The sequence below is a fragment of the Variovorax sp. MPBD4-3 genome, from assembly GCF_058809745.1.
Window position 1 is genome coordinate 1 of sequence record NZ_JBXASW010000101.1, and the last position, 12,276, is coordinate 12,276.

The window sequence follows — 12,276 nt, forward strand, 5'->3', positions numbered from 1 at the left end:
CCTTTATTTCGCTGCGGGGAGCACCCGGTACCCTGTGCACTGGACACGCTGCTGGTTCGCAGTTGATCAACGACCGCTCTGTCCAACGATCACGGCGACGGGGTGCCTTGCGCAGCGAAATAAAGGAGGAGGCCGCAGGCCGGGGGACATTCGCGGAGCAAGGCACCCCGTCGCCGTGATCGCGCCCCGAACAAAGAACATCGAACAAGAGCCAAGACTTCATGTCACCCCCCCACCGTAAGACGCCAGTTGCCGATCAGGTTGAACGGCGCCCAGAAGAAGGGATGGGACATCTTGGGGTCCTTCAACACGGCGAGCTGACCCGCCTGCATCGCCTTCTGGATGTCGCGGCCCCTGGCCAGCTCGCCATAGAGCGTGCTCATGAGCACCGCCGTGGCGTCGTCGGACACCGGCCACAGCGACGCGATCAGGCTCGAACTGCCGGCCGAGAGAAACGACCGCGTGAAGCCCAGCACCTCGTCGCCTTGCGCGATGCGCCCCAGCCCCGACTCGCAGGCCGACAGCGTGACCAGCGCGGTGCCGTCCATCGGCAGTCCGAGGATCTCGTGGGCCTCCAGGAAATTCTGCTTGCCGCCCTCGTTGGCCAGCAGGATGCGCGAATACAGCGGATCGACCGCGTCGGCCTCCGCGTGCGCGGCCACGTGCATCAGCGGCGAGCGCGAGGCCACGTCGCGGAACTGCGTCTTGGTGGCGGCGGCGCCCATGTACACCGTGTTGCGCGGGAACAGCTGCGCGAGCTGCTTCACCTCCGTTTCGGCGCCGGGCAGGTCGTACTTGTCCTCGATGCGCGGATTGCCGAAGGCGGTGAGCGACGCGTTCACGCGCGGCGTGCGCTGCGCGAGCTGCACCGCGATGCTGATCGACGGCGCCACGGCCACGGGGTGCGTCTCGATGATGTAGCGTCCGTCCAGCCGCAGCGCCTGGAACGGCAGGTAGTGCAGCGGCCCGTGCGGCACCACGATCAGCCTCTGCCCCGGCGCCAGGCCCAGCGGCCCGAGCAGCGCGGCGCCCAGCTTGTCGGCGTTGGTGATGGCGGTGCGGCGGCCGCGCACGATGGAATTGCGGAAGGTCTCGACCAGCTCGTTGAGTTCGTCGCGCTTCACCGCCACGGTCTTCTCGGTGATGCTGTTCGCGCTCACCACCCACACCACCAGCCGGTCGGGCAGCGAGTGGAACTGCACCACGCGCTCGTCGGGCGCCAGCGTGGCCTGCAGCGCCGGCAGGTCGATGGTGTTGGCGGCCTGCTCGTTGATCTTCGCGCGGCCGCGCACCGCGTCGAGCAGCGCGCGCGAACGGCTGTGCTCGCTCACCTCGAAGGCCTGGCGCGCGTCGCCCGCGTCGCTGTACACGGCCACGCCGCGCTCGAACACCGTCTGCAGGTCCGAGAACAGGCCCATCTTGAATTCTTCGCTGCGGAACTTCGCGCGCACCTTGTCGACGTCGCCCAGCGCACGGCCCACGGCCTCGGCCGCCGCCTGCTTCTGGCCCAGCGCGAGTTCGCTGCGCGCCACGCCGTCCCAGGCCCAGAGGCGGTAGTACTCCGTGTCGGCGCCCACCTGGCGCGCGGTGAGCGCGCGGTAGGCATCGCGCGCCTCGGCCGGCTTGTTCTCGGCCAGCAGCAGGCGCGCGCGGGTGCGGTCGAGCTGCGCGGTGAGCGGTGCGTCCTTGGGCGGGGCCATGGTGCCGATCAGCTCGCGCGCCCGCGCGGTGTCGCCCGCTTCGATCAGCGCATTGACCAGCGAGGCCTGCACCAGCGGCGCATAGCGCGGCGAGCTGTTGGCCAGCGCCTCGTCATAGCTGAGTACCGCGCCGGAGAAGTCGCCGCGGCGCGTGCGCACGTCGCCGATCACCTTCTGCACCGGGCCCACCACCAGCTTGGGGTCGCGCGCCTGATGGCGCAGCGCCTCGCGCGCGAATTCCTCGGCCTTCTCGAGCTGGCCGGAGTAGCTGTAGACGATGGCCAGGTCGCGGTTGGCCATGGCCATCAGGTTGGGGTCGTTGGTGGCGTTGGCCAGGTGCAGCGCCTTGCTGGCGGCACGCACGCTCTGGCGGAACTCTCCCGCCTCGGCCAGTGCCACGGCCTGGCTGCAGTACTGGTAGCCGGAGAGCTTGACGCTGTCCTGCCCGTAGAGCACCGCACCTTCGCTGGTCAGGGCCAGCAGGGTGTCGGTGTCGGCGAGCCGGGCCTGCTCCATGCGGTCGGCGGCGGCCTCGGCACCGGTCGGCGCCTGCGCGCGCTGCTGCTGTTGCTGCTGCTGCGCCGCCGCCGGGGAACCGATGCCGGAGGCAAGAACGCCCGCAAGACCCAGCGCCACCGCAAGGCCCGCGCGGCCACATGCGGGACGCTCCCATCCCCAACTGGAAAACCAAGCCATTGGACCCCCGCGTCGGGCCCATGCACCCGCTGCAAGCGGGCGGCCGGCGCCTCGGAAGTGGGCGCCGTTCAGGCCTCGGGGCGGAGTCTAGGAGCGGCTACCCGCCGCGCCTATTCGCAATACGGTCTAGCGCAAACGAACTAGGACTGCCGCGGTTCAGGCGGGCACGGCGTCGATGTTCGCCCGGTCCCAGTGGCGGTGCTTCGCGATGGCCGCGATGAAGTCGCTCGCCACCTGCGTCGCGGCCGTGGTGTCGCCCATGTTGGTGACGGGTGTCGCCGCCACCACCACGCCGGCCGGCGCGTCGGCCGGCGGCACGTCCGCGCCGATGCCCAGCGAGGACAGCAGCCGCACGCCCTCGCCCACGGTGCAGATCGCCTTGCAGTGCTTGTAGGCCTCAAGCACGAAGTGCACCGCATCGCCGATGCCGCTCATGGCCGCGGCGCTCTCGCTGCCCGCTGGCACCAGCACGGCGTCGAACATCACCGACGGCGTATTGGCGAAGGTCATGTCGACATCGATCTGCCGCTTCGACGCGCTGGCAACGGTGCCCAGCTTCGGGCCCACCGTCTTGCATTGCGCGCCGGCCTGCTCGAGCGCGTCGCGGATCGGCTTGAGCGAAGCCGAGTCGACACCGTCCGCCACCAGGATCGCGATCTTGCGCGTGCGGATGGAGCCGTCGCCGGTGTCGGCCATGCTGAGCGCGCGCGACTCCTCGATGGGCAGCGTCATGCGGTGTTCGCGAAAGCCTGCGCGGCCTGCCGCCGCCTTGGCATCGGGCTCGCCGATGCCCAGCGGCTCGGCCACGCGGCGCGCGAGCTTCTCGTCCACGTGCGCGAGGTTGTCGACCACCCGCTGGCGGATGGCCGGCACCTCCAGCTTCGACAGCTCGAAGCGGAAGGCCGCGATGATGTGTTCCTTCTCGGCCGCGCTCTGGCTGTTGAAGAACAGGCGCGCCTGCGTGAAGTGATCGTCGAACGAGGCGCTGCGGCGGCGCACCTTCGGCGGATCGATTTCTTCGGGGAACGACTGGAAGCCGTGGCTGCCGCCGTCCACGCGGAACTCGGCGCCGCTGCCCAGCGTGTTGGGCTCGTAGGCCACCTGGCCGCGCGAAATGGTCTGGCGGTGCATGCCGTCGCGCTGCATGTTGTGGAACGGGCACACGGCCTTGTTGATGGGCAGTTCGTGGAAGTTGGCACCGCCCAGGCGCGAGATCTGCGTGTCGGTGTACGAGAACAGGCGACCCTGCAGCAGCGGGTCGTTGCTGAAGTCGATGCCCGGCACCACGTGGCCCGGGTGGAAGGCCACCTGCTCGGTCTCGGCGAAGAAGTTGTCCGGGTTGCGGTTGAGCACCAGCCGGCCGATCTTCTGCACCGGCACCATCTCTTCGGGAATGAGCTTGGTGGGGTCGAGCAGGTCGAAGCCCAGCGAGTGTTCCTTGTCCTGCGGAATCATCTGCACGCCGAGTTCCCATTCGGGGAAGTCGCCGTTCTCGATGGCTTCCCACAGGTCGCGGCGGTGGAAGTCGGCGTCCTTGCCGGCGATCTTCTGTGCCTCGTCCCACACCAGGCCATGGATGCCGAGCTTGGGCTTCCAGTGGAACTTCACGAAGTGGCTCTCGCCGCGGCTGTTGATGAAGCGGAAGGTGTGGACGCCGAAGCCTTCCATCATGCGCAGGCTGCGCGGAATGGCGCGGTCGCTCATGGCCCACATCAGCATGTGGGTGCTCTCGGGCATGAGCGAGGCGAAGTCCCAGAAGGTGTCGTGCGCGCTCGCGGCCTGCGGCATCTCGTGGTGCGGCTCGGGCTTGACGGCGTGGATGAGGTCGGGGAACTTCATCGCGTCCTGGATGAAGAACACCGGGATGTTGTTGCCCACCAGGTCGTAGTTGCCTTCGCGGGTGTAGAACTTGACGGCGAAGCCGCGCACGTCGCGCACCGTGTCGGCGGATCCGCGCGAGCCGGCCACGGTCGAGAAGCGCACGAAAACGGGCGTCTTCTGGTCGGGGTCCTGCAGGAAGTCGGCGCAGGTGAACTGCGACATCGACTTGTAGACCTGGAAGTAGCCGTGCGCGGCGGAACCGCGCGCATGCACCACGCGCTCGGGAATGCGCTCGTGGTCGAAGTGCGTGATCTTCTCGCGCAGGATGAAATCTTCGAGCAGCGTGGGCCCGCGCACACCCGCCTTGAGCGAGTTGTGGTTGTCGGGAATCTGCAGGCCCTGGTTGGTGGTCAGGGTCGGCGGATGCTCGACCGTGAAGCCTTCGAGCTGCTGCTGCTTGGCGCTGCTGCCGTCGCTCGCCTTGGCGGCGCTCGCGCGGCGGCCCGCAGCGGCCTTGTTCTGTGGCGTCATCGGGGATTTGCTGGAATCTTTCATGGGTAGGGCGCTCAGCCCATTTCGTTGTTGTCCAGGAACATGTCGAGCACGTTCACCAGCGCGATCAGGCAAATGCAACCGGCCACCGCGGCGACGGCCCACACAAGAATCTCGTCTCCCCACGCACCGGTGAGCGAGTCGAACAGCGTTGAAAACTCCATGATTCCCTCCGAGGAACTAGTACAGCCATACACACAAAGCAGGTTGCTCGCAAGGTTATGTTTGGTGAGCGAAGTAACCCGTAGTGGCCCCCCGCCCCCCTCTGTGGGAGAACAAGCGCGCAGGCGGTAGGAGCGCGCCGACAGCGCATGGCGGCGGCCTACGCCGGGTCGCGCGTCCTGGATGCGTGGCTGTGCCACACCCGTCGCATAGCATGTGGAACACGTGGCACTCATCGTGCTTGTCATCAGTGCCCGGGCCATTCCAGGGAAGAAAGAACTCCATGCAGATCAGGATCGGTTTCGACATCGAGCTCGGCGTCACCGCCCCCACGGCATTGATCTACATGCTGCAGGTGCATCCGTCGCGCGCCGGCGACTTGCAGGACGGCGAGCACATCACCATCAGCCCGCCACTGGTGACGGACCACTACACGGACAGCTTCGGCAACCAGTGCGCGCGCGTGCACGTGCCCCCGGGCGTGAGCAGCGTGCGGCTGCGCAACCACGCGACGGTGTATGACACCGGCTGGCCCGATGCCGTCGACTTCGGCGCGGTGGAGCACGCGACGGCCGACCTCCCCGTGGAGACGCTGCCCTTCGTGCTGCCCAGCCGCTACTGCGAGGTCGACAGCGAGCTGCTGGCTTTCGCATGGGCCAACTTCTCGAGCGTGACGCCCGGCTGGGCGCGCGTGCAGGCGATCTGCGACTTCGTGCACCGGCACCTGCGCTTCGACTACCAGAACGCGCGCGCCACCCGCACCGCGCTGGAGGGCTACCGCGAACGCACCGGCGTGTGCCGCGACTTCGCGCACCTGGCGATCACGCTGTGCCGCTGCATGAACATTCCCGCGCGCTACGTGACGGGCTACCTGGGCGACATCGGCATTCCGCCGGTGCGCTACCCGATGGACTTCAGCGCCTGGTTCGAGGTGTACCTGGGCAACCGCTGGCACACCTTCGACGCGCGGCACAACACGCCGCGCATCGGGCGCGTGGTGATCGCGCGCGGGCGCGACGCGGCGGACGTGCCGATCACGATGGTGTTCGGCGCGAACACGCTGCAGCGCTTCGAGGTGACGACGGAAGAAGTGCTGCAGTAGGTGTTTGTCTTGCGCCTCCCCCGGAAGGGGAGGGAGAAATACCTCACTTGCCGCTGTAGCCCAGCAGCTTCATCGCGGCGGCCAGGCCCTTGCGGCTGCGCTCCATCGCAGCCCACGGCTTGTTGCCGGTAGCGAAGCGTTCGGCCGCGTTGCCGACGTTCCACTGGTCGGCGGCCGTGAGCGTGGGCAGCTCGTCCCACGCCACCGGCACCGACACGCCCAGCCCCGGCCGCGAGCGCGCCGACCACGCGCTCACCGTGGTGGCGCCGAAGCCGTTGCGCAGGTAGTCGACGAACACTTTGCCCACCCGGTTGCGCGGCCCGCTCTTGGCCACGAAGCGCGAAGGAATTGTCTCGGCCAGGTGCGCCACCACTGCCTGCGAGAAGCCCTTGACCATGTCCCAGTCGTACTGCCGGCGCAGCGGCACCACCACGTGCAGGCCCTTGCCGCCGCTGGTCTTGAGGAATGAAGGCAGGCCCAGCTCGTCCAGCAGGGTGCGCACCAGAATGGCCGCCTCCTGGATCTGCGGCCACGCGACGCCTTCGCCGGGGTCGAGGTCGAAGGTCATGCGGTCGGGCTTGCCGATGGCGCGCGAGGTGGCGTTCCAGGTGTGCAGCTCGATCACGTTCATCTGCGCCGCGCCCAGCAGCCCGGTCTTGGTGTCGATCTGCAGCAGCGGCTCGTGGCCGGGGTCGAGCGCGGGATCGAGCAGGCGCACGCCGGGGATCTCGCTGTTCTGCAGATGCTTCTGGAAGAACAGCTCGCCGCCCACGCCCTCGGGCGCGCGCACCAGCGACACGGGCCGTCCGCGCAGGTGCGGCAGCATGAGCGTGGCCACGCTGTCGTAGTAGGCCGCGAGCTGGCCCTTGGTGATGCCGCTGTGCTTGTCGATCACGCGGTCGGCGTGGGTGATCTTCTGGGCCATGGGGGTGATGTTTCCTTCCTCCGGCTGCTCGCGGCGGATATCGCGCGCGGGCTTGTCGGCGCGCAGGCCCTGGAACACGGCGTGCCGCACGCGGTCTTCGCGCGTCCACTCGCCGAACGAGACCTCGGCCACCAGCGTGGGCTCGACCCACTGTGCCTTGACGCCGCGCGGCTGCGGCGAGAACGGGCAGTCCTCGGCCGCCAGCTTGTCGAGCCGGGCCTTGATGTCGGCCAGGCGCTTCGCGTCGAAGCCGGTGCCGACGTTGCCGCAGTAGCGCAGCCGGCCGGTGGCCTCGTCGTGCACGCCCAGCAGCAAGGCGCCGAAGCCGGCACGCGAACCCTTTGGCGCGGTGTAGCCGCCGATCACGAACTCCTGGCGCTGCTGGTTCTTGAGCTTGATCCAGTCGGGCGAACGGCGCGACACGTAGGGCGAGCCCTTGCGCTTGCCGACGATGCCCTCGAAGCCGATGCGGGCGGACGACGCGAGCAGGTCGCCCGGCGCGGCGTCGAAGGCCTCGCTCAGGCGCAGCGGCGCGGGCGGTTTCTTGCCGACGAGCTTTGCAAGCCGCGCGCGGCGTTCCTCGACCGGCATGTCGCGCAGGTCCTCGCCGTCGAGAAAGGGCGCGTCGAACAGCCAGTAGGCGATGGCCGACGTCGCGCCGCTGTCGAAGGCGTTCTGCAGCGCCTGGAAGTCGGGCGCGCCGTTCTTGCCTTCCACCGTGATCTCGCCGTCGAGCCATGCCGCGCCGGTGGGCAGCTTCGCGAGCGCCGCGGCGAGCGCGGGCAGCTTGGCGGTCCAGTCGTGGCCGTTGCGGGTGAAGCAGCGGACCTTGCCCTTGTCGATGCGCGCGAGCAGGCGGTAACCGTCGAACTTGAGCTCGTAGAGCCAGTCGTCCCGCGATGCAGGCGGCGACGACGCAAGGGTGGCGAGCTGGGGCTGGAGGCTGGCGGGAAGCGCTGTCTTCTTCACTGCCTTCTTCACCGCCTTTTTCACCGCCTTCGCGCTTGCCTTCGCGGGCGCCCTGGCCGGTGCCGTCTTCGCCGGCTGCCCCACCTCGTCCACGCCGCGTCCGCTCAGCACGCTCGCCGGCTGCGCTTCGAGCACGTCGTAGTCGGCGAGCGGGCGGGCCTCGGCGTCACGCTCCTTGATGAGCAGCCAGGGCTCGTGCGACTCATCGCCCTTGCCGTGCATGCGCACCAGCGTCCAGTGGCCGTGCAGCTTCTCGCCGCGCAGCTCGAACTTGAGCTTGCCGGCCGCGAGCGACTTGCGCGCGTCGCCCTCGGGCAGCCAGTCGCCGCGGTCCCAGACGATGACGCTGCCCGCGCCGTACTGCTTCGGCGGAATGGTGCCCTCGAAGCCGGCATAGGAGATCGGATGGTCCTCGACGTGCACCGCCATGCGCTTCACGCTCGGGTCGAGGCACGGCCCCTTCGGCACGGCCCAGCTCTTGAGCGTGCCGTCGAGTTCCAGCCTGAAGTCGTAGTGCAGATGGCTCGCGTGGTGCTTCTGGATCACGAAGGACAGCACGCCCTTGCCCGCCTGGCCGCCGGCCTCGGGCTCGGGCGTGCGCGAGAAGTCGCGCTTGCCGTGGTAGCGCGCCAGTGCCTTGCGCGCCGCCGATGCCGTGGTGCCCATGGCCGCGTGCCTCGTCGATCAGGCCGCGCGGCGGTGGCGCGCAGGCGCCTTGCGCGCGGCCTTGGCGGCGGGCTTGCGCTTCTTCGCGGCGGCCTTGGGCGGCGGCGCGTCTTCTTCTTCGTCGCCTTCCTCATCGCCTTGTTCGCCGGCTGCTGCCTTGGCCGTCTTTGCGCCCTTGCCGCGCAGGCTGCGCTGCAGCAGTTCGGTCAGGTCGATGATCTTCGCGCCGCGGCCCTCGCTGGACTGCGATTCCTCGGGTTCCGGCTGCGTCACGGTCTTGGTCTGGCCGGCCTTCACCTTCTTGTCGACCAGCCGCAGGATCTCGTCCTTGAACTCGTCCTTGAATTCGCCGGGGTCCCAGTCGGTGCTCATGTCCTCGACCAGCTCCTTGGCCATCTTCAGTTCACGCTCGCTCAGGCCGGCTTTCTTCACGTCTTCGGAAGGCAGCGGCAGGTCGGCCCAGGGGCGGATGTCGGCGCCCCAGCGCAGCAGGTTCAGCACGAGCCCGGGGCCCGAGGGCACCAGCACGGCCAGGTGCTGCTTGGTCTGGATGACGACGCGCGCCACGCCCACGCGGCCGCTGCGCTGCAGTGTCTCGCGCAGCAGCGCATAGACCTTGGCGCCGCGGTTGATCGGTGCCACGTAGTAGGGCCGCTCGAGGTAGACGAAGGGAATGCCGTCGGCCGGCACGAAGGTCTCGATCTCGATGGTCTGCGTGGTCTTGGGGTAGGCGTCGGAAATTTCCTTGTCGCTGAGCACCACGTACTCGCCGTCCTCGTACTCGATGCCCTTGACGATCTGCTCGCGCGCGATTTCCTTGCCGGTCTTCTTGTTGATGCGCTTGTAGCCGACCGGGTCCATGGTGCGCTTGTCGAGCCAGTCGAAGTCGATGCCGTGGTCGGTGGTGGCCGAATACAGCGCGACCGGAATGTGGACGAGGCCGAAGCTGATCGCGCCCTTCCACAGGACGCGCGGCGCGGGGGCTTTTTTCGAGACAGGCATGAGCACACTCCTTCAGCATTTGAATGTGCGCCGCCCGCATGCGCGGGCGATGTAGGAGCGCGGCCCCAGCCGCCGTCAGGCCGCGCCGGCCACGCCGACCACAGGCCCCAGCTGCCGCTCGCTGGGGCGCGCGAAGTAGAACCACTCGGCGCCGGGCTGCGCCAGGGCGTTGGGGAACACGATGAAGCCGTCTTCCGGCGCGCTGAGCAGCGTGCCGTCGTGGCGCATGCCGATGGGTTCGCCGCGGGCCACTTCGTCGAAGGTGGCCCAGTCGCGCACGAAGCTGTCGTCCTCGTGAAGGCGATCGGTCACGCCGGCCAGCCGCAGCAGCCTGGGCGGCTGCGCCGGCCCGGCCGACAGCCCCTGCGGCAGCGCGGCCATGCCCAGCAGCGCGAGCGTGCGGCGGATGGCGCGCCAGGCCACCTCGGGCGCCTGCGGGTCCAGGTGCTGGCCGCATTCGAGCGTGACGCCGTAGCCGCCGCGGCTGCGGATGTATTCGTTGGTGCCGCGGCCGAAATCGAGCGCGGCTTCGTCGGCCGGCGTGCCGCCCGCGCGCTGAGCGAGACCGGCGGCGTAGATGTCGAGCCAGCCTTCCACCACGATCGGCGTGCCGATGTGCAGCGCGAGCTGGCCTTCCTCGAACGAGCGGGCAAAGGGCTCCAGCGTGCCGGTGTTGTCGCGCGGGCCGATCATGGCGAAGGCCTCGCCCTCGCTCTGGAAGGAATGCAGGTCGAGCAGCACCTCGTGGCGCGCGATGAGCGGGGCCAGCACGTTGGTCACGCGGGCTTCGTAGTCCGCCGGGGCCTCGGTGGGGCGGAACAGGCGGTTGAGGTTGCGCTCGCCTTCGCGCTGCAGGCGCCGGCGCGCGAGCGGATTGGCCACCGGCACCAGGGTGAGTTCGCCGCGCAGCAACCGCAGCGTGCCGGCCTCGAATTCGGCCAGGATGCGCTCGATGCCCAGCGTGCCGGAGACTTCGTCGCCATGCACGCCGCCCAGCACGAGCAGGCGGGGCCCGGGATTCAGCGAGGCGAAGGAATGGATGCGCAGGCTGTCGGTGGCTGCGCCGTCGAATGGATCGGAGGACATCCGGCAATTATTGCGGAGCCCTTTCCCTGTGCGCAAAGGCGCTATTCATTCCATAGCACCCCGCCCCCGTGATCGCCTACAGGGGGTGCCTTGCGTGTCCTACCGGGCCGGCGGCGGCATCGGCCCACGCTCGGGCTTCATCGAAGCGAAGGAGCCCCCCACATGACCAAGAACAGCAAGGCCCAGCCGGCCGCGCCCCAAAAGAACGCGGACGGCGGCAAGACCAAGGTGGCGCAGGAGGGCGAATCGTCGCCGCGCCTGCCGCATGAGCGCGACCAGTCGTCCGACAGCCAGCAGACGCCGGACGGCCGCCCGACCGAAGTGGGCCGCCAGGCCCATGAAGACGTGGAACGCGGCCTGGTCGACACCGACCGCGGCCTGGAGGCCAACCGCGTCTACAAGGACGGGAAGCTCAAGCGCTGACCACGCCGGCCAGCTGCTTGCGCATGTCGCCGATGACGGCGCCGTAGTCCTTGGCGTTGAAGATCGCGCTGCCGGCCACGAAGGTGTCGGCGCCGGCGGAGGCCACGCGCGCGATGTTGTCGACCTTGATGCCGCCGTCCACCTCGAGGCGGATGTCGCGGCCGCTCTGCTCGATGCGCTTGCGCGCCATCTCGATCTTGCGCAGCGCCGAGTCGATGAAGCTCTGGCCGCCGAAGCCGGGGTTCACGCTCATGATGAGGATCAGGTCGATGTCGTCGATGGCCCAGTCGAGCGCTTCCAGGCCCAGCCCCGGGTTGAACACCAGCCCGGCCTTGCAGCCGGCCGCCTTGATGGCCTGGATGCTGCGGTGCACGTGCGGCGAAGCATCGGGGTGGAAGCTGATGTAGTCTGCGCCCGCCTGCGCGAACGAGGCGGCCAGCGCGTCGACCGGATGGATCATCAGGTGCACGTCGATCGGCACCGGGGTGCCGTCGGCGGTCTTGGCGTAGGGCTTGAGCGCCTGGCAGATCATCGGGCCGAAGGTCAGGTTCGGCACGTAGTGGTTGTCCATCACGTCGAAATGGATCCAGTCGGCGCCGGCCGCGATCACGTCGGTCAGTTCTTTGCCGAGTTGCGCGAAGTCGGCGGACAGGATGGAGGGCGCGATGCGGAACGGGGTGCTCATAACCCCTGATTCTCGCAGCCGGCGCAAGTCCGACCAAAGGCCTCCGTTACCATGCGCCCCATGTCACTCAGCCCCTTCAGCGTACAGGTCGAACCGCGCTTCCTGGCCGACCAGTCGTCCGCCAAGGACAACATCTACACCTTTTCCTATACGGTGACGGTCACGAACACCGGTTCGGTGGCCGCCCAGCTGATCGCGCGCCACTGGCTGATCAACGACGCCTCGGGCCATGCGCAGGAGGTCAAGGGCCTCGGCGTGATCGGCCAGCAGCCGCTGCTGGCGCCCGGCGAATCTTTCCGTTACACCAGCGGCTGCCGCCTGCAGGCGCCCAGCGGCACGATGCACGGCAGCTTTTTCGTGGTGACCGAGGAAGGCGAGCGCTTCGACGTTCCCATTCCCATGTTCGTGCTGGAAGCCGACATCGGCGGCGCGCCCGTCTCCCGCGTATTGCACTAGGCACGGCGCGCCTCCTCTTTCCCTTCCCCGC

The 12,276-nt window shown here is 68.7% G+C and carries 10 protein-coding genes; 3 read left to right on the forward strand and 7 right to left on the reverse strand.

Translation table 11 applies throughout. The features are described from left to right. Window positions 1-224 precede the first annotated feature (224 nt). The 3 genes from AC1RVW_RS29845 to AC1RVW_RS29855 form a co-directional block, all read right to left on the reverse strand. A complete protein-coding gene (locus tag AC1RVW_RS29845) occupies window positions 225-2,396 on the reverse strand; it encodes a CHAT domain-containing protein (RefSeq protein ID WP_493204317.1) in 2,172 nt (723 codons plus the stop codon). 156 nt (window positions 2,397-2,552) lie between these two features. Then, window positions 2,553-4,748, reverse strand: a complete 2,196-nt coding sequence (gene katE, locus AC1RVW_RS29850) for a catalase HPII (protein ID WP_234382127.1) — start codon at window positions 4,746-4,748, stop codon at window positions 2,553-2,555. A 35-nt stretch (window positions 4,749-4,783) separates the two neighbouring features. Then, a complete protein-coding gene (locus tag AC1RVW_RS29855) occupies window positions 4,784-4,933 on the reverse strand; it encodes a hypothetical protein (protein WP_172839840.1) in 150 nt (49 codons plus the stop codon). Between the two features lie 281 nt (window positions 4,934-5,214). Here AC1RVW_RS29855 and AC1RVW_RS29860 point away from each other — a divergent pair, with 281 nt between their 5' ends. Next, window positions 5,215-6,033, forward strand: a complete 819-nt coding sequence (locus tag AC1RVW_RS29860) for a transglutaminase-like domain-containing protein (protein ID WP_081267848.1) — start codon at window positions 5,215-5,217, stop codon at window positions 6,031-6,033. A 43-nt stretch (window positions 6,034-6,076) separates the two neighbouring features. Here the strand turns inward: AC1RVW_RS29860 and ligD are convergent, their stop codons facing one another. The 3 genes from ligD to AC1RVW_RS29875 all read right to left on the reverse strand — a co-directional run bounded on the left by ligD (window position 6,077) and on the right by AC1RVW_RS29875 (window position 10,681). Beyond that, on the reverse strand, window positions 6,077-8,593 hold the full coding sequence (ligD, locus tag AC1RVW_RS29865; protein ID WP_493204320.1) for a DNA ligase D: 2,517 nt from the start codon (window positions 8,591-8,593) through the stop codon (window positions 6,077-6,079). A gap of 18 nt (window positions 8,594-8,611) precedes the next feature. After that, complete coding sequence (ku, locus tag AC1RVW_RS29870) at window positions 8,612-9,595, reverse strand: non-homologous end joining protein Ku (protein ID WP_285411468.1); 984 nt, start codon at window positions 9,593-9,595, stop codon at window positions 8,612-8,614. A gap of 75 nt (window positions 9,596-9,670) precedes the next feature. Beyond that, on the reverse strand, window positions 9,671-10,681 hold the full coding sequence (locus AC1RVW_RS29875; protein WP_493204322.1) for a succinylglutamate desuccinylase/aspartoacylase family protein: 1,011 nt from the start codon (window positions 10,679-10,681) through the stop codon (window positions 9,671-9,673). A gap of 162 nt (window positions 10,682-10,843) precedes the next feature. On the opposite strand from AC1RVW_RS29875, the gene AC1RVW_RS29880 reads away from it, so the two are divergent. Continuing rightward, window positions 10,844-11,104, forward strand: a complete 261-nt coding sequence (locus AC1RVW_RS29880; protein WP_081267844.1) for a hypothetical protein — start codon at window positions 10,844-10,846, stop codon at window positions 11,102-11,104. On the opposite strand, the gene rpe is transcribed toward AC1RVW_RS29880, so the two are convergent. Beyond that, window positions 11,094-11,789 (reverse strand): ribulose-phosphate 3-epimerase, encoded by a 696-nt coding sequence (gene rpe / locus AC1RVW_RS29885; protein ID WP_285411470.1) that lies wholly within the window; start codon window positions 11,787-11,789, stop codon window positions 11,094-11,096. The genes AC1RVW_RS29880 and rpe overlap by 11 nt on opposite strands. 60 nt (window positions 11,790-11,849) lie before the next feature. Between rpe and apaG the strand changes: the two genes are divergently transcribed. Continuing rightward, window positions 11,850-12,245 carry a Co2+/Mg2+ efflux protein ApaG gene (gene apaG, locus AC1RVW_RS29890; protein ID WP_081267842.1) on the forward strand — a complete coding sequence of 132 codons (396 nt, stop codon included), beginning with the start codon at window positions 11,850-11,852 and terminating at the stop codon, window positions 12,243-12,245. Window positions 12,246-12,276 lie beyond the last annotated feature (31 nt).